The organism is Peribacillus sp. B65, from assembly GCF_058513295.1.
In genome coordinates, this window is the sequence record NZ_CP195840.1 from 3,264,103 (window position 1) to 3,289,670 (window position 25,568).

Consider the following 25,568-nt stretch of genomic DNA (forward strand, 5'->3'; position numbering starts at 1 on the left):
CGTCTTTACTTATTTATTTTCTTGTGTGAAGTCATTTTATAAAAAATGATTAGCATCCATCTTAGTGGAATCTTTCCCTTTAACCTGCTTTAGCGTCGCTACTATAAGAAAGCTAACAATTACTAATAAGAGCCATGAGCTTACCTTTCCTAGATGAACAAGACTCCATGCATCGGTTTGGTTTGGATATTCCCATGCCCCAAAGAACGTTGCGATATTTTCGGCTATCCATATAAAAAATCCGATGAGCACAAAAGAAAGCGCGATTGGCATACGATATCGAGCTCCACCAACCTCGTATGTGACCCATGACCGCCAAAAGACGATGATGACAAGTCCAGATAACCACCAACGAACATCAATCCAATAATGGTGGGTGAAAAAATTCAAATAAATCGCAGCTGCAAGAGATACAACGACAAAAAACGGCGGCCACTTGAACAGTTCAACCTTTAACCTCCTCCACGCCTGGCAAAGATAACTCGCTACACTTGCGTACATGAATCCGCTATACAGAGGCACTCCAAAGATCTTAAAAATACCTTCCTCTGGATAAGTCCAGGAGCCCATATGTACCTTGAAAAGTTCAAGAGCAAGTCCAATAAGGTGGAACAATGTGATAACCTTTAGTTCATCCCGTGTTTCAAGCCCGGAACGCAGCATCCACCACTGCATCAGAAGGCAGATGATGAGCAGCCAGTCATACCGCGGCAGGAAGGGAAGCGGAATGAATTTTGTAATAGCCAAAGAAGCAAAAATAACGGCAGGAAACAAACATGACAGGGCCTGCTCCCAACCAAACCGAAAGAGTTGTTTTAGTGCTCGCATGATTGGTGTCTCCATTTTTTTAATGGTTAAAAAATTCATGTTTTACTCCCCTTTACCATTATCCTTGGGTGTCTTCATCATTACGGTATTCTAAAATATCTCCGGGTTGACATTCTAACGCCTTGCAAATCGCCTCTAAAGTTGATAATCGAATCGCTTTTGCCTTGCCATTTTTCAATATGGAAAGGTTAGCCATCGTTATTCCAACCCTCTCAGAAAGTTCTGTAACACTCATTTTCCTTTTAGCCAGCATTACATCAATATTGATTATAATTGCCATTTTATTCACCTCAGACTATTAAGTCATTTTCTGATTTTATATCGATGGCCTCTTGCAAAAGCCTTTGAAGAACAGCAGCAAAGACTGCAATCACCATTGAAGCAAAAATGATGACCAATCCGATTACTATGATGCCTGGGGCGTCGTCCATCTCCGCAATGAGATAAAAGAGCGGCATTCCTACCACATACAAGCTGCTGATTGTGATTGCACAATTTTTTATTGTCTTTAAAGCTCTTACAGATAATTCCGAGAAAGCTTTGTTCTTGTCAATATAGCTTAAAAGTTTAAAGGCTTGATATAGAGCGAAGTAAAAAGGTATCGCCGATGCATACAAATCGATTAAAACGAGATATTTCAAATAAGTCATATCCGGATATAATTCTGCTGCAAAATTCGCAATCTCAGGCACCACAAAGATGCACAAAGCAAGAATCGGCATTCCAATAAGAATAACGGCTATCTTCAAAAAGATCGTTGACACTTGTTTCATAAAAAGCACCTCATTTATTTTTTATCAATTTGAATTTAACACAATTTTTATCGTTTTACAATAAAACATTGTTGTTTTTTATTATATTATTATTGTTACCGTAATATCCTTTTCTTTTAAAAATAAAAGAAGCACTCCTCCATTTACAAAGGAATGCTCCATAATTGAACTATTCAATTCATTAATAAGATTACCTTCAGCTGTTCCCTTATATCATCAAGATTTCCCTGATATCCTCTTCTGTAAGTGCAGACGACGATTTGTCTCCAGGGTCGATGATTTCTTCAATAAGGTGTCTCTTTTTCTCTTGAAGTTCATTCATTTTTTCTTCGATTGTGCCACGGGCAATAAGTTTGATGACTTGAACAGCATTCTTCTGTCCCATTCGATGGGCACGGTCCGCGGCTTGTTCTTCAACTGCCGGATTCCACCAAAGGTCATATAGAATGACTGTATCGGCACCTGTCAGGTTGAGACCCGTACCTCCCGCTTTCAATGAAATGAGGAATATATCCCGCTCTCCTTCATTAAATCGATTGCAGATTTCCACACGTTCCTTTGATGGGGTTTGTCCATCCAGGTAGAAAAAAGGTTGTCCCTTCATGGCCAAATCCCTGCCGATAATTTGAAGCATCTTTGTAAATTGCGAGAAAATCAGCACCCGTCTTCCAGAATGCTTCGATTCTTCGACAATTTGCATCAGTTGCTCATATTTAGCTGAACTGCCTTTATATCCGTCCACAAACAAGGCGGGGTGACAGCATATTTGCCTAAGCCGGGTCAAGCCAGCGAGGATCCTGATCCGATTTTTCCGGAGGGTGTCCTTATCCAGGTGTTTCAGCGTATCATGCCGCAGCTTCGCCAGATAGGCGCCGTACAGTTTCTTCTGATCAGGAAGCAGTTCCATCGATTCCAGCGACTCGATTTTTTCCGGAAGTTCACCTAGCACGTCCTCTTTCATTCTCCGCAGCAAAAATGGGCGGATCCTGCGGGAAATCTGCTTCCTTGAGAGATTGCTATACTCCTTTAACCCCATGAATAGTTCAGGGAATACGACGTGGAAAAGGGACCAGAGCTCTTCTAGTGAATTCTCGATAGGCGTACCAGTCAACGCGAAGCGATGTGCAGCATTTATCTTCTTGGCCGCTCGTGCCGTTTGTGTCACTGGGTTCTTAAAGGCCTGTGCCTCATCGAAAAACACCGTATGGAAGTCCGGCTTTTCAAACGATGCGATGTCTTTCCGGAGCAATGGATAAGAGGTGATCACTACATCCACATCCTTCGCTTCCTTAAGCAGCTTCGTCCTTTCCGTCTTGTCGCCATCAATGACGACGGCTTGTATATCAGGAGCGAATTTAGTGAATTCGCTCAGCCAATTGTAGGTCAATGATGATGGGCAGACAATAAGCGCCGGAACCCTATTCTCACGGATGTCAGGCAGCTCGGATAAAATGAAAGCGATGCTTTGCAGTGTTTTTCCCAGTCCCATATCATCAGCAAGAATTCCGCCAAAACTGTATTGGGCAAGTATTTTCATCCATTTATAGCCGTTTTTTTGATACTCGCGCAAGATAGGGACTAGACTATTTGGCACCGTGAACTCCAAGGAGCCCGGATTCCCGATGTTATCCAAAAACTGACGGAATGACTCCTCCATTGTGAATGTTTGGCTGTCATTCACGGAATCAAGGAGCTGAAGCCCTTTTACGATTGGCATGTTCAGCGTGCTCTCCAGGTCTTCATCCTGTACAGGAAGTGCATTCAGAAAACGATTGATTTCCTCGTATTCCCTTGTTTCAAGGGAAAGCAGCGATCCATTCCTTAAACGATAGTACTTCCTCTTTTCTTCAAGCGCTGCTAAGACCTCACGAATTTGTTTATCCGGGATATCTTCCATTTCAAATTTGAATTCGAGCCAATTAGTACGTTCTTTTTTAATATTAACCCTTATGCGCGGTGCAGCATTTCCACGGGAAATCCGGTTTCTTACTGCCGTCGTGGCATAGATTTGTACCAGCTTTTGGAGTTTCGGAACGATGTGGTACAAAAACTCATACTCCAACTCTTCATTATGCAAGAAATAGCCGCCGTCCGTCTTGGCAAACTGGCTATCCTCCATCAGCTTCAGTATCTCCGACTCCTTCTCAACATCCCTTATAACCTTTGACTCCTGCTTTTCCAAAGGGTTGATCACGATATTTTCATAGTGAAATTCCAGCCCCGCAAGCAGCCTGTTTTTTACTCGATCCAAGTATAGCTTTGCAACCAGCGGTGTCTTCAAAAACAATTCGGTGATGGTTCTTGCTATATGAACTTCACCGAGTTTTTTCAAACCTGGTACCACTTTGTCCAGGAATAGTTCCAGCTGGTCATGATGGATTGGAATTTGATCCATCCCCGAATCCTCCATCATTTGCTTCAACTCTGAAAGGCGTTGGAAATCCCCATCTTCAAGCTGAACCAATTTCCCTTCAAATAGAACCAATGTGTATTCATTCATGACGATCATTTCGTGCAGCCTTTTAATATTCAGTTGATATCCTTTGACCTCGCTTTCGGTAAATTCAAACTGTAAAGGAAGCGGTCCATTCGATAAACGAAAGCCATTGAATGTAAGGCTACCATAGGCAAGCTTCACCATTGGCGCTACTTCAAGGATGGGTACAAGCCTTCGAAAAGAAGATGGAGACAAAAGTAATAAATGATTATCCAATGTATATTCAGATTTATCCATCAGGGCGTCAACATAGACTTTTTCATCCGATATCACCGTAATGAGTTCCTGAAGCACGGAATCATTTTCATTCTGAAAACAATGCAATATCGGGTCATATATAAATGAATGGGACACTTCGGCAGATTTTCCGTCTTTAACTTTCTTCAGGAAATCCCGAATATTCGACACATTGTAAGCACCGATTTTCATTTCCAGTCCTAACATATATTGGTCCGTGCCCATCCATACTGGTTTGCACGTAAACTCTGCTTCAAGCACCTTTCTATTTTCAAAGTGGCGCTGATGGCCGCTTTTGCGGACAGGCTGATTATCGAAAAGGGTCAGCAAGCCCTCTGACAACTGCTTATTGGCTGAAGCATTAGAAACGGTTGAATGCAGGCCCTCAGGGATCGTTCCACCTTGCTGATGGTCGTAAACCGACAGCAGGACGGCTGCAATATGCTGACAATCCCGATGGAAGGAAGCTAGCGTAGGACAGCTGCATTTCGTCTGAAATCCGCCGACAGCATCCGCTTCAATCGTGACATGGAAGTCTTCCTTGCCTTTAACCGTTGCTTCACAACCATCTTGACGGTAGCTTTCAAATTTCACTTTATTGGCACGCTGAAAAGCTTCCCCTCTTTTGAAGGAGACGGCCCCGCACATGTCTTTTATGATTTTTTGATTCAATTTGATATCCAAGTTGCCGTCCTCCTCCCGGGGTTTTGTTGTTGAATGATTTTACATTCCGCTGAAAATATCTCATTTAATCATCATACTATGAAATGCGTTTGCAAGGTGGAAAAAAGCAAAAAGACAAACTCCCAAATTCGGAGTTCATCTCTATTTCAGCAAGGCGAATTTGCACCATCATTGTTGTCCTTTGGCGTTGCCTTTCTTTTTTTTTCGATAAAAGAAGCTGAACACAAGGAATGCAAAAAGAATGAAAAAAAGGATAAGTTCAGCGGGGTCCTTCACCAAAAATGGGTTAAAGGCATGCTTGATTGAATTATCCAAATCAAATCCCAATAGAATATCCATACCTAAAGATATGACCACTAAAGGGATTAGAAGCAAAAGCGTAATACCGAAGAATTTCATTTTTGATCAACTCCGCCTTTCAGGAACTTTTTTTGGTGCTTGTCTTCCTTTTTTTTCGATTCTTAAAAAAGGCAATGATCAAGAGAAGCAACGGAATGATCACCTGAAATGGCAGATGGATGTAATTTGGTACGGCATCTAGCCCTTCATGCATATGTTCCGTATAGCTGCTTGCTATTATTATGGAAATCAGTAAAATGACAAAGCCAACAGGGTATGCAAGTCTGGAGGGCTGTTTAACATTGAAAATATTCGCCGTACCCGTTACCGCCACATAAGTAAATACACTTATCTTGATGAACCCGCCAATCATCAACAAAAACAAAAAGTACACATCGAGACGTTCGAGAAAGCCCGCGACCTCTATGGACTGAATAAGGGTAAGAAGAGGGTATTGCGAACGTGTTGTAAGGTCCACCCCAAGTACAGCAACATTCACAGCCATTATTATCGCGAGAAAAATACCGCTTGTCGCCAAGCTCCATATCCCAATTTTTTTCAGTCGCTGAGGTTCATTTAAATAAGGGAAAATCATTAAAAACACTATGATCTCGCCAAATGGAAAGAATACGGTTTTAGTGAAACCCATTTTCATCATCTCTGTCCCGCTGATTTCAAAAATGGGTTTTAAGTTGTTTAAATGGATCATGCCTGAAGCAATAATCAGAAGCATGAAGGTCATTAAAAGTAAATTCTCCAAGACAAAGAATAGTTCCCCCGTCCTCGTCAATACTTCTATCCCTTTACGGACCGTATACACTACGACTAAAATGAATACAGCGTTCGCAACAAATAACGGAATACGAGGATAGGCAAAAGTAAGCAGCGTATCTCCGAAATCCCTCAGCACCCTTGCAGCAAGATAGATGAAATAAAGGATGTATAGAAAAGCTACGATCCTGCCTAGAAAATTCCCCAATATATTTCGTACAAATTCCGTTAACAACTGATCAGGGTAGTATTGAAAAAGGCCATAATAAATGAAAAATAATAAAAATCCGCCTATCATCGCGATAAGGATGACCAGCCAGGCAGCCTGCTTGGCTTCACCTGCAAGCCCAACCAAAAGTGCACTGCCCATTTCAAACAGGAAAATAAGGACGAACAGCTGGTAACCGCTGATATTTGCCTTTTCCATAAGGATGCCACTTCCTTTCCTTTATTGATCATCCTTTTTTAAATTCGAAAGATACGGTTTATTACGTAATCCGGTACGGCGAATGAAAGTTTCTACCTGCACATCAACTTCCAGTTTAGGAAAAGAATCATCGTCCCAATTTTTCTCCAACTTCTTCCATTCTTTCGGATGGGATTCGTGCATGAGCTCCCCAAAGCCAAAAATATCGGATTTATTTTTTTGTGCCCGAACGATCGCATCTTCCATCTCCTTCTTCAATTCTTTCGCTAACTTCTTTTCAATATCTATCAGAACATGCATATCGGTTAGATTCAAAGGAACATTCACCTCCCGGATATCTCCCTCTGCATGGACCTTTATCGATATTTTCGGTTTGCCGTTTACCAATTTTGCCCCGACGTTGGTTTTTTGGCGAATAACTGAATAGGTGATTGCGTCTTTTTCCCCCTCCCAATCAAGGTTTAAATGGGTATTTTCAATCCTATCCAATACCCACATTGATCCTATTGCCTTAGCGCCATCCAGCCAGTCAATCAATTTCCCATCTTTAAAAACACCTATCCCTGCTGCATTAGGGTTTGCCTCAATATCCGAGGACATGGTATTCTCCATTTTATCCTCTTTACCTGTGTTTCCTTTCACGGTAAAACCGCTTATTATCGGTTCTTTTCCGGTACTAAGCAGATTCTTGATCACTTCTTGGAGATTGATGCTAATATTTTTCCCCTGGGTTTTTTCAGTGGTTTCAATCGTCCTAATGACTTTCTCAGCAGATACCTTATCGATTGCGGTTAACGTTTCGACAATATCCCTTGCTTTCACACCCCGGGCAATCACGATCCTCGTAGTTGCCCTGAATTCCGGGGAGCGCTCAAATGCGTCGAAAATATCGTTGAGGCCCTCTTCTTTTGCTAGTTCCTCACCGATGACAACCAGGTTGGCATGGGCAAAATACATATCTCGGGAGATTTTAGTTGAAGCGATATTATCTAGTTCAAGTATATTATTTCCAGCAGCCCTATAAATGGATATCGGTGGATTCGTTCCGCCTCCGCCCTGAAGAGCTCCCGCTACATTGCTTGGATTAATGATTTGGAACGTTCCCACTAACTTTCCTTCTTTATTTCTATCGAGTCCAACCGCAGAGACGATGGCCATTTCGTTTAACTCTGTTTTATCCCAGCAGCCAGTAGTGAATGTGGTGGCGATCAACATCATCAAGAGCGGAACTAATCTTTTACGATTCATTGCCTTCACCTTTTTTCTCGTCAGAAGTTTTCATTCCACGCGATTCAGGAGGCAGTGGTCTTTGATTGTCGCCTTCCCTTATCAGATTATTTTCGTTGGTTAAAAATTTAGGCCTTTCCTTGAATGCCCACATAGGTCTTCTGAAGAATGTGTCGCCCAGCCCTTCAGGATTCAGAGGGGCGAGCGGTGTCATATAAGGAACTCCAAGTGAACGCAGGCTGCATAAATGGACGATGAGAACGATAAAGGCTAAAATCATCCCATAAAAACCTAATGTGCCGGCACAAATGATGAATCCGAACCGGACAATGCGGGCAGATATTGCTATGGCATAAGAAGGGGTTGCAAAACTGGCAATCGCCGTGATCGAGACGATGATGACCATTGCCGGCGATACGATACCAGCCTGGACGGCCGCCTGCCCAATGACCAGTGCCCCGACAATGGACATCGTCGAACCTACAGCCTTTGGCATCCGAAGACTTGCTTCCCGTAATATTTCAAAGGTCATTTCCATAAGAAGCGCTTCAACGACGGCAGGCAAAGGAACCGTTTCCCTTTGGGCCGCTACAATGACCAGCAACTTCGTTGGAATCATTTCCTGATGAAAAGTCGTGGCTGCAACATAGACAGCCGGCCCGACTATCGAGATGATGAAAACGATGATCCGTAAAAAACGGGTGGCAGAAGCAATGTCAAAGCGATTATAGTAGTCTTCGACAGATTGAAAAAACTGTACGAATATTGCCGGGGCCACCAAGACGAAAGGCGTTCCATTAACGAATATCGCCACTCTTCCTTCCAGAAGATTTCCCGCAACCATATCCGGTCTTTCTGTATGGTTAAGGGTTGGGAATGGGGTCATGACCTGGTCTTCTATCAATTGTTCAATATATCCTGATTCAAGAATGCTATCGATGTTAATACGATTTAAGCGCTTCTTGACCTCCTCGACAATCCCTTCCTTGACAATTCCATTTATATACATGATGGAAACGTCCGTTTTTGTCACAGTGCCTATTTTCATCGACTCTATCCATAAATCCGGGGTATTGATGATGCGGCGTAACATGGCGATGTTCGTTCCATTCGATTCCGTAAACCCTTCCCTAGATCCCCGGACAGTCAAATGCGTGCTCGGTTCCTGAATCGAGCGCTTCTCTCCTCCTCTTGTACTGGCAACCAGGGCGATGTTTACTCCATCAACAAAAATGATGCTGTCCCCTGATAATAAAGTCAAAAATAGTTTTTCCCAGTCCGTGACCCTTTCCACGCCACCGAGGGAAACCACGTCCTCAGAGATAATTTCCAATGCTTCCAGTGGAAGTATGTTTTTTGATAGGTGAGGATTTTTCATGATTGATTCAATTAAAAAGTCCGTTACGCTAGGATTATCAATCAGACCCTGCACATACAAAATAGTTGTTTTTATCTCTGGATTTTGACCGATTTTCAACGTTCGGATAATGATGTCAGGACTTTTCCCCGTCTTTTTCTTCACGATTTCCAGATTGGCAGAAAGGGAACTTTCAATATAAATTGGCGTTTTGCTTTTGGATTGATTTTCATCTTCCTTCTTCTTTTCACGTTGCTTTACTTGTCTCTTTTGTTTGAAAAAAGAAGCCATATTCCGAACCTCATTCCTTTTTCGTTTCACTCATTTTGCCCAAAGCATTCCCCCTTTATTCTGAGTTCAGCCTACTTCCTTCCATAAGAAAAAGGCTGTCGCAATGACAGCCTTTGGCGGTTATTTTCCGTTATGTAATGAAGTGCCGATTGTAACGGCCCAATCAACTAAACTGAAATTATACTTTGCCTTTATTCCTTCTCAAAATCAAAACAACGAAAGTAATCAATAACAAAGCCAATATCGCATAAACGATGTTTGAATAAATGTCCATATATCCTACTATATCTTCCCACGAAGACCCAACAGCTGCCCCGATATTGACTAAGATGATGTTCCAAATTAATGTTCCGGATGTTGTGTAAAGCAGAAAAAGCCAAAAGCTCATATGGGACATGCCTGCAGGAATTGAGATCAAGCTTCTGATCAACGGAACCAGCCTGCAGAAAAACACGGTCCATGCCCCGTACTTGTCAAACCATGAATTCGCCTTATGGACGTCCGATACAGTTAACCGAAGAATATGGCCCCATCTTTCCACGAACCTTTCAATGACCTTAACATCAAGAAGTAAACCAATTCCATAAAGGACGACTGCCCCTGCCACTGACCCTATAGTCGCAGCAATCACGACGCCGATAATCGTCATATCCGCTTTTGTTGTCATGTAGCCGCCAAATGTAAGAATGACCTCTGACGGGATCGGCGGGAAAATATTTTCCAATGCTATTAATAGAAAGATTCCTATATACCCAAAATCGTTCATGAATTCCGTAATCCAGTTTTCCATTTAATACGCTCCTAACTTTCTTGAATCAACAGCTGACTTGTTACCCGCCGGCTGCTTATCTTGCAATAATCTTGCTCCCTTTATTAACGACCTTTGTTCTTCCGGCGGTCTTGATACCTTTGAAAAAACCAAATGGCAATTGCGATCCAACAACCACCCGCCAAATATCCGGCAATGATATCACTAGGATAATGGACCCCCAGGTATATACGGCTAATACCTATCGAGAGAATCATGATCATGCTGATCAGAATCAATAGAATCCTTGCCCACCTAGCCGTAATGTGACGCCATAGCAAAAATGTAAGAATACCGTATAAAGAAAATGCATTCATGGCATGTCCACTTGGGAAACTGTACCCCCCAATTTCGATGAGTCGATGTAAATCGGGCCGGGCGCGTTGAAACAATAGCTTAACCATCAAATTGAGAAGAGGTGAACCAACCATGACTGCAGTGAATAAGACCAATTCCAAACGATGCTTCAATACCCTATATAAGAAAAACAAAATGATCAAGGAAAGGATAATCAGGGAAAAGGTTGAACCTATGTAGGTAAAGAACTTCATGATGTCCGTGAGAAGTGGAGACTCCCATCCCTGCACCAAGGAAATCACATCTTCATCAAATTTCAGGTATTCATTTGCACTTATGGTAAATGCCATGAAACTGAACCCGATTAAAGAAAGTACACTTATTAAAAAGGCAATGGTTAATTGCTGCTTTAATTTCATAATAACATCCTTTCACTTATTTAAAACCGATTCATATGGAAATTTCCATTTTATCATATCTTCTTCATTGCATGGTGAGTGTAATCGCCCGCCAACCGAATTCAGGAATTTGCCTGGGCACAAAATTTACTACTTTATCATACTACTCCATTCGTCATTGTCACCTCAACTTCAGGTTACTATAAGATTTCCTGACGACTACAGGAACATCAATTCGATTTAACGGGTGCCATTCAACATGCAAAAGAAAAAAACCTTATGCAGGTTAGGGCACAAGGTTTTTCGTTTTTTAAATGTGGCTTGCCTTAAGCGGTAGTGATGTCAAAGTTTGCCCGGTCGCTGAATCGGTAAGATTCTCTTCTAACTGGAACGATGGCACCGCTTCAATATGCTTGAATTTCTTCAGGAATGCAGTAAGCGCAATCTTCGCTTCCAGCCTGGCTAGCGGCGCTCCCAGGCAGAAATGAGGGCCATTTCCGAAGGTGAGATGCTTCTTATTATTAGGACGGTGGATATTAAGGGTGAAGGGGTCTTCAAACATCTCTTCGTCCAAATTAGCTGCACTCATCCAAACAACCACGTTATCCCCTTCTTTCAATTCCACTCCCAATAGATCGTTATCTTCCTTTACGGTGCGATCCAATTTAATAAGATTGAATCGGAAACGAAGCATTTCTTCGACCGCCTGCGGAACTAAATCCAGGTTTTCATGTAACTCTTGATAAACTTCCTTGTCATCATATAGCAGGGAATAAAAGCTATTGGCCAGTAAATGACTAGTTGTCTCGACCCCTGCCCCTAAAATCAGCATGGTCGTCCGGACAACCTCATCATCCGTAAACATTTCCCCATCCACTTCTGACTTCAATAGATCTGAGATGATATCATCCACCGGGTTCAATCGTTTTTGCACAACTATCGGATACAAATACTGATAGTATTCTTTTGCGGCCACTTGCTTCAATTTATCTACTTCTTCTTGTTTTTCTCTATCAAAAGGAAGAAATAAGGTATCCACCCATTTCTTAAACAATAAACGATCTTTCGACGGAACGCCCATCAAATCCGACATGACAATGATCGGAAGCGGACTCGCCAATGATTGCACAATATCGATTTCCGTTTCCTCATCCATTTGTCCAATCAACTCATCCGTAATTTCTTGAATGCGAGGTTCCCAGTTTTGAAGACTTCTAGGTGTAAATGCTGCGGCCAGCAGTGAACGGCGTTTTCTATGCTCAGGTGGATCCGCCTCAGTGATTTTGATTTTATCAGGCACGGAACCTTCCTCACTATCCGTTCCAACCGATATGGTAGTTCGTTTACGCACACTTGAAAAATGTTTATAATCACTGAGAACCCGCTTCACATCTTCATATTTAAAAACATTCCACGTATCCGTTCCTTCGTGATAACTCACCGGGTCATTTTCTAACATCCGTTTACACCAAGCGTACGGACTAAATTCCTCCGTCCGTGTTTTAAACCTAGTAATTTCTTTTACTGCAATAACTTCTTTCATGATACCGACTCCTCCCACTTCTTAAAAGTTACCTAACAAAAGGATCGAATGTTCAGCTTACCATCTCAGTCGATTTGTTAAAGGGTCGAGCATTCCTGATAGACTTTTTCACCGAATCCTTAAATACACATCTATTCCATTATAGGGTAAAATCCCGCAACAAACCATACATCTTCCATACCAGCAGCCTTACATGAAATTTGCCCCACAATCCCAACACCCCTATGTGAAACTGCTTATTTTTTACATTTCCCTTTCTTTTTCTATTTTTTTATGTCTCTCAATTGAAGCTTAAAATCCAATCCTCATTTTCAAATTCGGTGAAAGTCCTTTCACTAAGTTATTTCAGTATAAATTATTTTTATAATACCGGAGAATGAATCCACTGCATGGAAAAACGGCTGCACAATGCAGCCGTCAGGTTAGTTAATCCCTCACTGGATTTAAGTGAATTTGTGACACTCCTGCCGAATAACTGGGATGGCCGAGACCCCACAGCCGGTTGCGGTGAGGAGGCTTTGGCAGGCAATCGGCGGAAAGGTAGCGGATTTCTGAAATCAAGCTGGAAATTTTTAAAAGAAAAAACTGCAGGCAGACTCGCTTTTCTTCGAGTTTGTCTACAGTCTGAACGGCTGCACTGTAGCCGTCAATTTTTGCCCCTTTTAATCAGTTCATGCAAATCATCCATCTTCTTTTCCATGATATCCAGTCTTGTTTTACGGTGCTTGATTGAACGGAAAAGAGATACGGTTCCCACGATGATCAGGATTAGAAATACAAGACAAAACAATTGGTATACCATATCCGCAATATTATACCCACTCACTATGTAATCCCCCTAAATGGCATTCTCAATATTCTATTATACACCAGGCAAAATGAACAATTTAACCTTTTTAAGGGGAATCGAGAATAAAAAAACCGATAGCCAGTTGCTATCGGTTGATCTTTTATACCTCTAATTGTTGATCGTCATCTTGTGGCACAATTAATTCATTATAAAATGCAGCCATTGTTGTTCCTGCATAAGGAATCAACCATAGTAAACCAATTCCCAGCGTGAACATGCTAAGGATGCCCCATCCGATGAAGCTTAGGTGCATAAGGAAATACTTCCATTTCAAGCCCTTCATCCTTTTTCTGCTTTCTGTAATGCTTTCAAGCACCGTGTATTCAGGATGATCCTTCAATAAGAAAAACACCTGCGAATAGGCGATGCCTTTGATGATACCCGGAATGATTAATAATAATGACCATAAAAAAATGAAAATACCTTGTAAGATGGATGCCCCAATAAGCTTGAAAGAGGTTTTTCCTTCTTTATAGATAGCAAATACTTCTGGAATATCAGGGTTTCCTTCCCTAACCAAATTCAGGTAGAACCAAGTGGTTGAAATGGTAAGCGGGATTAAGGCAATGGAAAAGACGAGACTGAAGATATCAGACCATATCGGTGTTTCTTCCTGCATGAGCCATTGTGAAAACCCACCGCTTCCTATCACTTCGACAATTAAAGGTAAAATGATGTTGATCAAGAACAGAAGCAACATCAGCGATACAGTTACTCCCCATTTACCTCCCAACGACTGAAGGGCGTTCCTTTTTAATTCTGAGATTCTCATACTCCTATTTAACTCCCCTTTTTTAAACAGCGGAATTCTGAATATTCACCATTTAATTGTAAAATCTGGTCGAATTAAGAAAAACCACTATTTTTTTGATGTTTAAATCCCATGTTGTATTTTAACATAATATTTCTAGCTGTGGGCTTAATTTCCTAGAAAGCACACACAGATAAAGAAAAGCTGTTGAATCGGTTTCGAGCAACCATGATCAACTCCTTTCTCGCCTTGGCTATTGGCTTGTAACAGTTTATGAAAGCGAATATGACAATATGCCATCAATCATTCAGTGCCATAAACCATTTAATTCCTTCCATTTGAAAAAACCTTCGCGTAACCATACCCAATTAAGTGTACGGTCAGCGAAGGTGCTTTCATAGATCTTGGATAATGTACTTTCTAGTTCTTTTTTCCTTCCCGGCAAGGATTTCTAATGTTCTCCAGTGATTTGCTCCTTGGATTCTATCCTAAAATCTTACGAACAGCATGGATAAAAATATTAACACCGTATTCCATGGCATCTTCGTCAAAAGTAAAACGCGGATGATGGTGGGGATAGGTTATTCCCTTTTCCTTATTCCCAGCTCCTATCAAGAAATAATTGCTAGGTGCCTTTTGTTGGAAAGCCGAAAAGTCCTCAGCTCCCATCGTCGGTTTTTGATGGTCGACAGCCTTTTCTCCATAAACTTCACGGACTGTTTCTTCCATGAGTTTGGTGACTTCATTGTCATTTATGACTGGTCGATATCCAGTTAAATAGTTAAATTCATACGAGGCACCATGTGCTTCCGTAATGCCTTTGATGACCCTTTCCATAAGAATTGGCATGGATTCACGGAATTTCAAATCAAAACTACGAACCGTCCCGCTAATCTCTACGGAGTTTGCAATGACATTGGCCGCTTCCCCTCCAACGAACTTTCCAATTGAGAGAACCAAGTTATCGAGCGGATCTGTATTGCGGGAAACGATATATTGAAGATTCGTAACGACCTGGGCTCCGATCGCGATGCTGTCAATTGTTTCATGAGGTGCAGAACCATGCCCCCCCTTACCATTAACGGTCAGAAAGAAACCATCCGGCGCAGCCATCATCGGTCCATATACGATGCCAACTTTCCCGACTTCAAAGGTGGACATGAGGTGGGCACCAATCACGATATCCACACCTTCCATAACGCCTGCATCGACCATTTCCTGCGCTCCCCCAGGAAAATACTCTTCGGCATGCTGAAAAAAGAAGCGGACTTCACCTTTCAGGCTATCTTTCATTCCGGAAAGGATTTTCGCCGTACCAAGAAGCATCGCCGTATGTCCATCATGACCGCAAGCATGCATGACACCTGGTGTTCGAGATTTAAAATCGAAAGAATTCTCTTCCTCAATCGGCAACGCATCCATATCTGCACGGATGCCCAATGTTTTCCCAGGTTGGGAGCCAATCAAGTGGGCCATCACACTATATTTTGTCGGACGTGTAACTTCCAGGTTTCCAAATGACAACAGGGTTTCGTATACGAATTGCGATGTCTTCTCTTCTTGATAAGATAATTCCGGATGCTGGTGAAGATGACGCCGCCAAGCAATTACATCTTCCCTTACACTTTTTATTTCCGGATATAATTTCAAACTATGCATGACCATTTCCTCCTCAAATATGAACTATAAGAATCTCTCTATCTAGTAATCAGCAAGTTATGTGCCAATTTCCGGATTACCCTTCCCGCTCTTGAAAAATAGGATTACAGCAACCCCTTTTCCCCTTATACACCATGGAAGTGTAAATTTTTTCACCCTCTATCGTAAAAAAATTTTTACTACCATTGAACACCGTTCTAAGAAACGAAAGGGACGAAAAGGAAATCCGCTCCCTTTTCGTCCCTATTTCTTCTATTTATTTATCGTCTTTTCTTTTTGATAAACCAAAGAACCGCCCATATAGGTTTCTTCCACTGTAATCCTATCGATTTCCTCCGGTCTTATCGCCAAAATATCCTGGTCAAGCACAATGAAGTCTGCATGATAGCCGGGAGTGAGCTGCCCGACATCCGGGATTCTCGTTATCTCCTGAGCTGCCCGCGTGTAGAGTGTAATAGCGGTAGGTACATCCACACGCTGATCCTGACCGGTGTCCGTACCATCATAGGCAATTCGCGTGACGGCTGCCTTGATTCCGACGAACGGATTGACCGGATCAACCCATGCTGTTGCTGGTGCATCGGAAGAGAATGCCAGCTTTATGCCTGCCTTTAACATGGATTGGATGGGGTACGTTTGCCTTGTGCGTTCTGCACCTAGATTATTAAGATAGCTTTCGATTTCGGCATATAAGAAGATTGGTTGAGGAACAAAAGCGATACCCGTTTCTGCTGCTCGCTGAAGTGCTTGCTTTGTAGGCATGGCTGCATGTTCGATTCTTATTGATGGACCATCCACTATCCATCCCGTTTTTCCGTAAAAGGTATTCACGATCATATCGATCGCTTGCTCCCCCATTGCATGTATGACCAATTGTATATTGTTTTCCCTGGCTGCCTCAGCTGCACTTAACAACTCCGCCTCTGAGGTCATCTGAATGCCCTGGTTCTTTTCTTCTCCTAAAAATGGAGGGTCGACCCACGCGGTTTGCCCCGACACGCTGCCATCCGAGAATAACTTAACCCCACCGATATGATTCTGGTTTTCTCTGTTTGTTTTACCCTTATCCAGGATCATATCATTCTTCATATCTTCCCAAATATAGTATAAAACAGTACGTTGCTTTAAACCCTTTTCGCTCGCAGACCTATACAAATCCAAGTAATCGATCGGCTTGGTCCTTGCCAGGAGTTCAGTGATTGCAGTAATCCCATGTGCTAATAATTTAGGACTCAATTCGGCGAGAGTATCTGTTTCTTCTTCGAATGTTTGAACCGGCATCACTTTATTGACCAGTTCTTTTGCATTTTCCCGTAATATTCCGGTCGGCTCCCCTTCTGAATCCCTGTCAATCTCTCCCCCTGCTGGATTTGGCGTGTCCTTTGTAATTCCCGCCAATTCCAATGCCTTGCTGTTGACGACAATTATATGGCCGCAGGTCCGGGTTATGACTACAGGGATCTCCGTCGTCGCCCTATCCAGATCGTAGCGTGAAGGGGACCGTCCTTCCGTCAATTTCCCTTCATCATATCCCCAGCTTTCAATCCAATCCCCTGATTTTTGGGATTCACACTGTTCACGAACGGCCTTGATCAAATCCTCAATCGATTCAACGACAGGTGGCATACATGGAATTTGCTTGGCTGCCTTCGCTAAAAATAGCGGATGAAGATGTGAATCTATTAATCCGGGAAGCACCCGCCGCCCTTGAAGATCAATCCGTTCCCCATTCATTCCGTCTGTCTCTGACTGTTCTCCTACCCACTCGATGCGCCCATTACGAACAACCATGGCAGTCGCATAAGGTTGTTTTGGATTCGATGTAAATATTTTCCCATTTATATAAATAAAATTCATATTTCGTTTATTTTCAATCATACTTTCCCTCTCCTTAATAAGTAAAATCCAACATGATGAACGTGGAAACTTCCCTTCATCCTTCCATATTTAAACCTTATGCCGTTTCCCAACAATTAAGATGAATGGTTTTCACCAGTCATGGGGCTTGAAGAAATTTCCTGAGCCTGTTTTCCATGAATGAGCGCTCCCACAACGAATCCCAGTACGGCTGGAATCAGCCATGCAAAACCATATGAACTGAATGGGATGATGGAAATGAAATCATTCATGAATCCTATATGGATACCTATGCTTTCCAATGTTTCGCATAAACTGATGATGAAAGTGGCCAGGACCGACCCCTTATAGGCTCCCGCGTTTGGTATGTACCTGCGGAAAACGCCAAGTAAGACAATCACTATCGAAACAGGGTAAATTCCCATGAATAACGGTACGGAGTAGTCGATGATCTTTTCGACACCCAGTAGCCCCATCAACACTCCAATGGCACAAACGACGATTACCCAATTGCGGTAACTCACTTTTTGTTTTGTCAGCCCGCTAAGGAAATCTGCTATCGAAGCTGTTATTCCAATTGAGGTGGTAAGGCATGCTAAGGAAACCGCTATAGCCAATGCAATGGTGCCGTAATCCCCAAGCAGTTTATAAACCAGGCCCGTCACCAGCTGCGCACTGTCCATGTCATAAGGGAATAACCCGCTTCCTGTAGCACCGATATATAGAAGCCCTCCGTATATGATAAGCAATCCCAAACCAGCCACTATGGTTCCATTCATGACCACTTGCTTCATTTTGGAAGGTTCCGCATATCCTTTTGCTGCAATCGAGCCAATGAAAACCGATGCACAAAGAAGGCCCGTGAACACATCACCCGTCTGATAAGCACTAAAAAACGAGTGGCCAAACGGATTTTGAATTTCCGTATTTACAGGCGCCCCCAGTGGATCGATAGTGCCTTTGATGACGATAAAAAGAAGAATGGCGAACAGAGCAGGCGTTAGTACTTGTCCGACTTTATCAATGAGATTGGATCGATCGCTGGCAAAATAAAAATTCAATCCAAAGAAAACGACCATCGTCACGAAAGAAGGGACATTCGGGAATAATGTATGGACCCCCATTTCATGGGTCGTAGCGGCCGTCCTGGGTACAGTGACGAGCATCGCAATCCCGATCATTACGACCAGATTGAATACCTTATAAAACCAAGTGCTGATCGGCCTTGTCAGTTCTTCAAATTTCCCTTTTGAATTCAGGACCGCCACAACTCCCATTATAGGGAGTACAATTCCCGTAAGAATGAAGCCCGCTAGAGCCGGAAGCCAATCCGACCCTGATGCAAGTCCGATCGACGGAGGAAAAATCAGGTTGCCAGCCCCAAAAAATACGGCAAATAAAGCAAAACCAAAAATAAGGCTGTCACGTACTATCTTGTTTGTATTCATCCATTCACCTCTATTTTTTATCACTCAATGAAACCAGCTTTTAATACGCCTATCACTTATATAAGCAAATGCCGTGCCAATCTTAACAATATTCTAATTATTTTTAACATCACTGGTATATTCCCCTGCACACAAGGCAAAAAAGGGTCACGATTCTATTTAGCGTCTAGAATCGTGACCCTTTGATTAGCCAAATCCAATAAAAAGTGGTGAAATTTTTACCTCTAGGGTAAAAAAATTTTTACCGCAATTTATGTTTTTCCATTTTATATTTCAATAATTGTTTGGAGATACCAAGCTGTCTGGCTGATTCCGCCATTTTCCCATTCGTATTTTTCAACTGACGCACAATGATCTCTTTTTCATATTGCTGAACCGCATCTTTTAAGGAATCCACATTAAGACTGTTGTTATTAGCCATTGGAGCTTCGGTATAATCTCTTATTCTTCCAGGAATATCATCAAGGGTGATTCTACTGGACTGGACATGATTATATGCCGTCTCGACCGCATTTTTCAATTCCCTGATATTCCCTGGCCATGGATATCTTTTGAAACACTCCAGCACTTCATCCTGAAGACCGTCGATATATATATTCATCGTATTGTTGTAAAAATTCAGATAATGATCAACAAGGACTTCTATATCCTCTTTTCTATCCATCAAGTTTGGCAAGTCAATCTGTACGACACCAATTCTATAGAATAAATCTTCCCGCAACCGTTTCTCCGCCAGTAAAATATCCGGTACCTCATTCGTTGCTGAAATCACCCTGATGTCCAAGCGGATATTTTTCTTCCCGCCCAGTCTCCTGATCGTTTTCTCTTCAATCGCCTTCAGAAGCTTCACCTGAAGATTCATATCCAGGGAATTGATTTCATCCAGAAATAAAGTTCCGCCTTCCGCCTGTTCGAATAGACCCGGCATGTCTTCCGATCCGGTGAAGCTCCCCTTATTCGTACCAAACAAAGTGCTTTCCCATAAACTAGCAGGGACCGCACTGCAGTTAAGTGAAATGAAGGGCTTTCCAAATCGATCGCTTAAATTATGGATCGCCTGAGCGATAAGTTCTTTCCCTGTGCCCGTTTCCCCAACGATCAAAACATTTGAGGTCGTTAGCGCAATTCTTCCAAGTTTATCTTTAATGCTTTCCATTTTAGGGTTAACCGTAATAATATCATCGACCGTATAAACGGTATTATTTCTCCTGAAGATTTTATGGTTCGAATATTTGTCCAAATATTGGATGGCATCCTTGGAAAAGAAACGCTTAGAGAATTCTACGGCTCCAATTATTTTACCGTTTTCGGCTATCGGAAATGTGGAATTGATCGTTTCGATGACCTCTCCCGTTTTGGTGATCATCTCTTGTTTTATATTACATAACGGTTTTCCCGTCCTTAACACATTCATCAGCGTACTATTTTCGTTCGTGATATTTTTATAAAAGGAAGTGACACTCTTCCCCATGAATTCTTCCGGCCTTATCCCAAGCTCTATAAGGACATTTAAATCTGCCATATCATAAAAAATGATAATCCCTTTATCATCTACGACCAAAACATTATCAAAATCGGATAATCTCCTGAATATATCCACATTCATATTCACCCTTCCAGCCTCCTCTCAACTTTACATATTCAAACCATGACAATCCCCGCAGATCGGTCATTCACCTTGTAGCTTCCTGGTTTGTAACTGCTTGGTGCATTGTCCAATCATTCTGATATTTTACCATGAAACAGGGCGTTTTTTCTTTTCAAACTTTTTCCTGGCTTTGTCATCACCATATAAATGATCACAACAAAAAAAAGAGCATCCCAAAGCAGAAATCACTTCCGCCTTTGGAACACCCTCTTTCCTATAATCAATCAGAGCCAGTTATAACAAAATCGTCTTGGAGCAAAGCTAAAGGAAGCTTTCTATTTATAGGATCCCCTGCCGAAACATTAATTTCAGTAATGTGACCACTGGCACCTATTGAAACATCAATCAATTTCCCATCCTCCGTTTTCACTAAAAAGAGCCTCTCCCATTCATAAACATAGGAATTCTTTTGAACGTAAACTTGTTCGACGGTCCCATCCTGAGCACACTCGATGGTATGAATCGGTTTTAACACGGAATCACTCCTCCACTCTCCATTATTTGGCTAGCTTATACCCAGCCACGGAATATCGAGGCTTCTGCCATTTTTCTGACACCCACCATATACGCTGCCAGCCTCATATCCACTTTTCTTGTCTCGGACATTTCATATACTTGATTAAATGAATTGACCAATAACTCTTTTAATTTGGTTTGGACTTCTGCATCTTCCCAATAATAACCTTGATTATTTTGAACCCATTCAAAGTAAGAAACTGTCACACCGCCTGAGCTTGCCAATACATCAGGTACGAGAAGCACATTGCGTTCCGTCAAGATCTTGGTTGCCTCCAAAGTGGTAGGTCCATTAGCTGCTTCCACAACAATTTGGGCTTTGATAAGATGTGCATTTTCTTTGGTGATTTGATTGGAAATGGCAGCAGGCACTAAAATATCACAATCTTGTTCCAGAAGCTCCTGGTTGGTGATTGTATTATCGAATAGTGTCGTTACCGTTCCAAAGCTATCCCTTTTATCAAGTAAGTAATCGATATCCAGACCCTCAGGTTTATAGATGGCACCATATGCGTCCGATATGCCAATCACTTTCGCACCAGCATCATGCATGAATTTGGCCAAAAAGCTTCCTGCGTTCCCAAACCCTTGGACGATGATGCGTGCACCTTTCAATTCTATGCCCTTACGCTTTGCCGCTTCCTCGATACAGATGGTGACACCTTGTGCCGTCGCCTTTTCCCTACCGTGTGAACCGCCCAGTACCAGTGGCTTGCCTGTAATGAAACCAGGCGAATCGTGTTCTCTTATTCTACTGTATTCGTCCATCATCCATGCCATGATTTGTGAATTCGTATAAACATCCGGGGCCGGAATATCTTTAGTCGGCCCCACTATTTGGCTGATTGCCCGAACGTATCCACGGCTAAGCCTTTCCAATTCACCGATGGACATTTGGCGCGGATCACAGATGATGCCGCCTTTTCCTCCGCCATATGGCAGATTCACGATTCCGCATTTCAAACTCATCCACATTGAAAGTGCCTTGACTTCTTCCTCATCGACTTCAGGATGAAAACGGATTCCGCCTTTCGTCGGACCTACAGCATCGTTGTGCTGTGCACGGTATCCAGTGAAAATCTTCGTCGAATTGTCATCCATCTTGATTGGAATCCGGACGGTCAGCATCCGAAGAGGTTCCTTCAAAAGCTCGAACACTTCTTCAGAATAGCCAAGCTTATCCAGCGCCTCCTTGATTACGACCTGTGTTGAATCAAGCAAACTGGCAGTTTCTTTTTCTTCTTTGACTGTTGTACTCAATTGAATTCACCTCATAGGTATATTAGGATAAAACTTTTTTAATGCGTTCGATTGCCCAATCCAAGTCTTCTTTTGTAATCACTAATGGCGGAGCAAAACGGATAACTGTATCATGTGTTTCTTTACATAGCAATTTTTCTTCTTTAAGCTGCTCACAATAAGGTCTTGCTGCTTCCGTTAATTCGACTCCGATGAATAAGCCTCTGCCGCGGATATCTTTAATCATTGGATTCTTGATTTCTTTTAAACTATCCATAAAGTATTGTCCAAGCTCCAATGAACGTTCAGCAAGCTTCTCTTCTTCAAGGACTTCCAATGAAGCGATGGAAACCGCACATGCCAATGGATTGCCGCCGAATGTAGAACCATGGGAACCAGGATTGAATACGCCAAGGATTTCACGGTTTGCAGCTACGCAAGAGATTGGGAAAACCCCGCCGCCCAGCGCTTTACCTAAAATGTACATATCCGGAACTACTCCATCCCAGTCAGAGGCGAACATTTTTCCTGAACGTCCAAGTCCTGACTGAATTTCATCAGAAACGAATAGGACATTATTTTCTTTACATAAGTCGTAAGCTTCTTTTAAGAATCCTTGTGGCGGTATGATGATTCCCGCTTCACCTTGAATCGGTTCGATTAAAAATCCAGCCGTTTGCGGTGTAATCGCTTCTTTCAATGCATCAAGGTCGCCGTAAGGGATAAGCTTGATTCCTGGCAGCATCGGTCCAAAGCCCCTTCTATATTCATCATCGGATGACAAGGACACTGCTGCCATCGTCCGGCCATGGAAATTCCCGATACATGCAATGATTTCAGCTTGGTTTTCTGCGATTCCCTTAACATCATAACCCCAGCGTCTAACAGCTTTGATTGCAGTTTCAACAGCTTCAGCACCTGTATTCATAGGCAGTGCCATGTCTTTTTGCGTAATGCGCGAAACCATTTCATACCATGGTCCTAATTTATCACTATGGAATGCACGGGACGTTAATGTTACGCGATCAGCTTGTTTTTTTAATTCGTCGATGATTTTCGGATGCCTGTGGCCTTGGTTCACTGCTGAATAGGCACTAAGCATATCCATATATTTGTTGCCTTCAGGATCTTCCACCCAAACTCCTTCTGCCTTCGAAATGACGATTGGAAGTGGATTATAATTGTTTGCACCATATTGTTCTGTTTGCTCGATTAATTTTTCCGTTAAAGTTGTCATGTTGATTCCCCCTAAGATTTATAGCGTTTCAGATGTTGTTTTTCCTTGAAGATGAAGAACTAAATAATCAGGACCGCCCGCTTTTGAATCTGTACCTGACATATTGAATCCGCCAAATGGCTGGTATCCTACAATTGCACCAGTACAGCCGCGATTGAAGTACAAGTTACCTACGTGGAAATCCTCACGCGCTTGTTCGATATGTTCAATGTTGTTCGAGATGACCGCACCCGTTAATCCATAATCCGTGTTATTGGCAATCTCGATTGCATGATTGAAATCTTTTGCCTTACAGAATGCAACCACTGGTCCGAAAATCTCTTCTTTCATGACACGTGCGTTCTCATCCACATCGGCAATGATAGTTGGCTGGATGAAGAAACCTTTTGAATTGTCTCCTTCTCCCCCTGTAACAATTTTCCCTTCTTCTTTACCGATTTCAACGTAGCTCATAACTTTGTCGTAAGCTGCTTGATCGATAACCGGACCCATGAAGTTGTTTAGATCTGTTGGTTCCCCGACTGTTTTTTCTTTCGTTAATTCAATGGCACGATTCAAGACTTGGTCATATACATCTTCCACTATTACGGCACGTGAACAAGCAGAACATTTTTGACCGGAGAATCCGAATGCAGAAGCGACGATTGATTGTGCCGCCAATTCCAGATCAGCCTCTTTATCAACAACGATCGTATCTTTACCGCCCATTTCAGCGATGACACGTTTTAACCAAATTTGGCCTTCATGAACTTTTGCCGCACGCTCATAAATACGGATTCCAACATCACGAGATCCAGTAAAGCTGATGAAACGTGTACGAGGATGATCTACCAAATAATCTCCAACTTCAGCACCGCTTCCTGGAATGAAGTTCACAACTCCTGCAGGCATGCCCGCTTCTTCCAGCACTTCGATGAATTTAGCTGCAATGACCGGTGTTGTACTGGCCGGTTTCAATAAGACCGTATTTCCTGAAACAAGAGCTGCCGTCGTCATGCCTGCCATGATCGCAAACGGGAAGTTCCAAGGTGAGATGATGACACCGACACCAAGCGGAATATAATTGAAAGCATTGTGTTCAATCGGACGGCTTTCCACTGGCATGCCGTCTTTAAGCTTCAGCATTTGACGCGCATAATATTCCATGAAGTCGATCGCTTCCGCTGTATCTGCATCCGCTTCATTCCAAGGCTTTCCTGCTTCTTTCACCAATAGGGCCGAGAAATAGTGTTTTCTTCTCCGTACGATGGCTGCAGCCCTGAATAAAATATTTGCACGCACTTCCGCTTTCGTTTTTCTCCAAGTTTGGAATGTCTTATCTGCCGCTTGCATCGCTTGCTCAGCAAGATCCTTATTGGCTTTGGATACGGTTCCAATAACTTCTTCTTTATTTGCTGGGTTTACAGAGGTAATGACTTCATCAGTAAACACTTTTTCACCATTAATGATCAGCGGATATTTCTTCCCTAAATCATTAGCTACATCATTCAATGCCGCTTGAAAAGCTTTATTGTTTTCTTCGATTTTAAAATTAGTAAATGGTTCGTGTTTATATGTTTGGACCATTATAGCTCATCTCCCTAAAATTTTATGTTTTTTTCTTCACCCTTACTTAACAAGCAAGTTCCGTGCCAACTTTTCATTTTTTTGAAAAAATAATGATATTTCATTAGATATGCAATGAAATTCAGCACTTTTGGGGCAAAATTGTCATAGTATGCCATCTTTTTTTGCTCTAATACCTATTTATGTCGCTTAAACCTTACACTTTTTATTAATGCAAGATTCATGCCAACTATAAAAACCATAAAAAACAGTGTTTTTACACTTTTTCCGCAAAATATTTTTGCACTTCGATGCAAAATTATCTTGCTGTGCAAATTTTA

The 25,568-nt window shown here is 42.2% G+C and carries 21 protein-coding genes; all 21 read right to left on the minus strand.

Annotated features, from left to right (window positions below):
- Window positions 1–36: 36 nt before the first annotated feature.
- The 21 genes from ACSR9O_RS16010 to pruA all read right to left on the minus strand — a co-directional run bounded on the left by ACSR9O_RS16010 (window position 37) and on the right by pruA (window position 25,248).
- A complete protein-coding gene (locus tag ACSR9O_RS16010; protein ID WP_491725479.1) occupies window positions 37–828 on the minus strand; it encodes a DUF817 domain-containing protein in 792 nt (263 codons plus the stop codon).
- A 58-nt stretch (window positions 829–886) separates the two neighbouring features.
- On the minus strand, window positions 887–1,108 hold the full coding sequence (locus ACSR9O_RS16015) for a helix-turn-helix domain-containing protein (protein WP_101223077.1): 222 nt from the start codon (window positions 1,106–1,108) through the stop codon (window positions 887–889).
- Window positions 1,109–1,118: 10 nt separating this feature from the next.
- The gene (locus tag ACSR9O_RS16020) at window positions 1,119–1,601 is read right to left on the minus strand and encodes a DUF2975 domain-containing protein (protein ID WP_230176671.1); all 483 of its coding nucleotides are present in this window, start codon (window positions 1,599–1,601) and stop codon (window positions 1,119–1,121) included.
- Window positions 1,602–1,809: 208 nt separating this feature from the next.
- Window positions 1,810–5,019 (minus strand): DEAD/DEAH box helicase, encoded by a 3,210-nt coding sequence (locus ACSR9O_RS16025; protein ID WP_491724694.1) that lies wholly within the window; start codon window positions 5,017–5,019, stop codon window positions 1,810–1,812.
- Between the two features lie 168 nt (window positions 5,020–5,187).
- Entirely contained in the window at window positions 5,188–5,418 is a 231-nt protein-coding gene (locus ACSR9O_RS16030) for a YczF family membrane protein (protein ID WP_101223080.1), read from the minus strand.
- Window positions 5,419–5,437: 19 nt separating this feature from the next.
- Window positions 5,438–6,556 carry a GerAB/ArcD/ProY family transporter gene (locus ACSR9O_RS16035; RefSeq protein WP_491724695.1) on the minus strand — a complete coding sequence of 373 codons (1,119 nt, stop codon included), beginning with the start codon at window positions 6,554–6,556 and terminating at the stop codon, window positions 5,438–5,440.
- Between the two features lie 21 nt (window positions 6,557–6,577).
- Window positions 6,578–7,804, minus strand: a complete 1,227-nt coding sequence (locus ACSR9O_RS16040) for a Ger(x)C family spore germination protein (protein WP_101223082.1) — start codon at window positions 7,802–7,804, stop codon at window positions 6,578–6,580.
- The gene (locus ACSR9O_RS16045; protein ID WP_101223083.1) at window positions 7,794–9,431 is read right to left on the minus strand and encodes a spore germination protein; all 1,638 of its coding nucleotides are present in this window, start codon (window positions 9,429–9,431) and stop codon (window positions 7,794–7,796) included. The genes ACSR9O_RS16040 and ACSR9O_RS16045 overlap by 11 nt, the downstream gene beginning before the upstream one ends.
- 178 nt (window positions 9,432–9,609) lie before the next feature.
- Window positions 9,610–10,221, minus strand: a complete 612-nt coding sequence (locus tag ACSR9O_RS16050; RefSeq protein ID WP_101223084.1) for a DedA family protein — start codon at window positions 10,219–10,221, stop codon at window positions 9,610–9,612.
- 83 nt (window positions 10,222–10,304) lie between these two features.
- A complete protein-coding gene (locus ACSR9O_RS16055) occupies window positions 10,305–10,955 on the minus strand; it encodes a phosphatase PAP2 family protein (protein ID WP_101223085.1) in 651 nt (216 codons plus the stop codon).
- A gap of 289 nt (window positions 10,956–11,244) precedes the next feature.
- Complete coding sequence (locus tag ACSR9O_RS16060; RefSeq protein ID WP_491725480.1) at window positions 11,245–12,480, minus strand: cytochrome P450; 1,236 nt, start codon at window positions 12,478–12,480, stop codon at window positions 11,245–11,247.
- Between the two features lie 643 nt (window positions 12,481–13,123).
- Window positions 13,124–13,303 carry a DUF4083 domain-containing protein gene (locus tag ACSR9O_RS16065; RefSeq protein ID WP_230176665.1) on the minus strand — a complete coding sequence of 60 codons (180 nt, stop codon included), beginning with the start codon at window positions 13,301–13,303 and terminating at the stop codon, window positions 13,124–13,126.
- Between the two features lie 124 nt (window positions 13,304–13,427).
- Window positions 13,428–14,099, minus strand: coding sequence for a DUF975 family protein (locus ACSR9O_RS16070; RefSeq protein WP_101223087.1), 672 nt, complete (start codon window positions 14,097–14,099; stop codon window positions 13,428–13,430).
- A 462-nt stretch (window positions 14,100–14,561) separates the two neighbouring features.
- The gene (locus ACSR9O_RS16075) at window positions 14,562–15,737 is read right to left on the minus strand and encodes a M20 family metallopeptidase (RefSeq protein ID WP_260358424.1); all 1,176 of its coding nucleotides are present in this window, start codon (window positions 15,735–15,737) and stop codon (window positions 14,562–14,564) included.
- Window positions 15,738–15,989: 252 nt separating this feature from the next.
- Complete coding sequence (locus ACSR9O_RS16080) at window positions 15,990–17,615, minus strand: amidohydrolase (protein ID WP_232782923.1); 1,626 nt, start codon at window positions 17,613–17,615, stop codon at window positions 15,990–15,992.
- Window positions 17,616–17,710: 95 nt separating this feature from the next.
- Window positions 17,711–19,042, minus strand: a complete 1,332-nt coding sequence (gene brnQ, locus ACSR9O_RS16085; protein ID WP_491724696.1) for a branched-chain amino acid transport system II carrier protein — start codon at window positions 19,040–19,042, stop codon at window positions 17,711–17,713.
- 241 nt (window positions 19,043–19,283) lie between these two features.
- Window positions 19,284–20,648, minus strand: a complete 1,365-nt coding sequence (locus ACSR9O_RS16090) for a sigma-54 interaction domain-containing protein (protein WP_232782943.1) — start codon at window positions 20,646–20,648, stop codon at window positions 19,284–19,286.
- 262 nt (window positions 20,649–20,910) lie between these two features.
- Window positions 20,911–21,165: a biotin/lipoyl attachment domain-containing protein gene (locus ACSR9O_RS16095; protein WP_076364404.1), complete on the minus strand. Its 255-nt coding sequence runs from the start codon at window positions 21,163–21,165 to the stop codon at window positions 20,911–20,913.
- A 35-nt stretch (window positions 21,166–21,200) separates the two neighbouring features.
- Window positions 21,201–22,466 carry a Glu/Leu/Phe/Val family dehydrogenase gene (locus ACSR9O_RS16100; RefSeq protein WP_101223091.1) on the minus strand — a complete coding sequence of 422 codons (1,266 nt, stop codon included), beginning with the start codon at window positions 22,464–22,466 and terminating at the stop codon, window positions 21,201–21,203.
- 22 nt (window positions 22,467–22,488) lie between these two features.
- Window positions 22,489–23,682: an ornithine--oxo-acid transaminase gene (locus ACSR9O_RS16105; RefSeq protein WP_034309472.1), complete on the minus strand. Its 1,194-nt coding sequence runs from the start codon at window positions 23,680–23,682 to the stop codon at window positions 22,489–22,491.
- A gap of 18 nt (window positions 23,683–23,700) precedes the next feature.
- Window positions 23,701–25,248, minus strand: coding sequence for an L-glutamate gamma-semialdehyde dehydrogenase (gene pruA, locus ACSR9O_RS16110; protein WP_101223092.1), 1,548 nt, complete (start codon window positions 25,246–25,248; stop codon window positions 23,701–23,703).
- Between the last annotated feature and the right edge of the window lie 320 nt (window positions 25,249–25,568).

What these genes read in the sequence shown, in the direction of transcription:
- ACSR9O_RS16010 (WP_491725479.1), bottom strand. Translation starts at nt 828, where the DNA reads ATGCGAGCACTAAAACAACTCTTTCGGTTTGGTTGGGAGCAGGCCCTG.
- ACSR9O_RS16015 (WP_101223077.1), bottom strand. Translation starts at nt 1,108, where the DNA reads ATGGCAATTATAATCAATATTGATGTAATGCTGGCTAAAAGGAAAATG.
- ACSR9O_RS16020 (WP_230176671.1), bottom strand. Translation starts at nt 1,601, where the DNA reads ATGAAACAAGTGTCAACGATCTTTTTGAAGATAGCCGTTATTCTTATT.
- ACSR9O_RS16030 (WP_101223080.1), bottom strand. Translation starts at nt 5,418, where the DNA reads ATGAAATTCTTCGGTATTACGCTTTTGCTTCTAATCCCTTTAGTGGTC.
- ACSR9O_RS16035 (WP_491724695.1), bottom strand. Translation starts at nt 6,556, where the DNA reads ATGGAAAAGGCAAATATCAGCGGTTACCAGCTGTTCGTCCTTATTTTC.
- ACSR9O_RS16040 (WP_101223082.1), bottom strand. Translation starts at nt 7,804, where the DNA reads ATGAATCGTAAAAGATTAGTTCCGCTCTTGATGATGTTGATCGCCACC.
- ACSR9O_RS16045 (WP_101223083.1), bottom strand. Translation starts at nt 9,431, where the DNA reads ATGGCTTCTTTTTTCAAACAAAAGAGACAAGTAAAGCAACGTGAAAAG.
- ACSR9O_RS16050 (WP_101223084.1), bottom strand. Translation starts at nt 10,221, where the DNA reads ATGGAAAACTGGATTACGGAATTCATGAACGATTTTGGGTATATAGGA.
- ACSR9O_RS16055 (WP_101223085.1), bottom strand. Translation starts at nt 10,955, where the DNA reads ATGAAATTAAAGCAGCAATTAACCATTGCCTTTTTAATAAGTGTACTT.
- ACSR9O_RS16070 (WP_101223087.1), bottom strand. Translation starts at nt 14,099, where the DNA reads ATGAGAATCTCAGAATTAAAAAGGAACGCCCTTCAGTCGTTGGGAGGT.
- ACSR9O_RS16075 (WP_260358424.1), bottom strand. Translation starts at nt 15,737, where the DNA reads ATGCATAGTTTGAAATTATATCCGGAAATAAAAAGTGTAAGGGAAGAT.
- ACSR9O_RS16080 (WP_232782923.1), bottom strand. Translation starts at nt 17,615, where the DNA reads ATGATTGAAAATAAACGAAATATGAATTTTATTTATATAAATGGGAAA.
- brnQ (WP_491724696.1), bottom strand. Translation starts at nt 19,042, where the DNA reads ATGAATACAAACAAGATAGTACGTGACAGCCTTATTTTTGGTTTTGCT.
- ACSR9O_RS16090 (WP_232782943.1), bottom strand. Translation starts at nt 20,648, where the DNA reads ATGAATGTGGATATATTCAGGAGATTATCCGATTTTGATAATGTTTTG.
- ACSR9O_RS16105 (WP_034309472.1), bottom strand. Translation starts at nt 23,682, where the DNA reads ATGACAACTTTAACGGAAAAATTAATCGAGCAAACAGAACAATATGGT.
- pruA (WP_101223092.1), bottom strand. Translation starts at nt 25,248, where the DNA reads ATGGTCCAAACATATAAACACGAACCATTTACTAATTTTAAAATCGAA.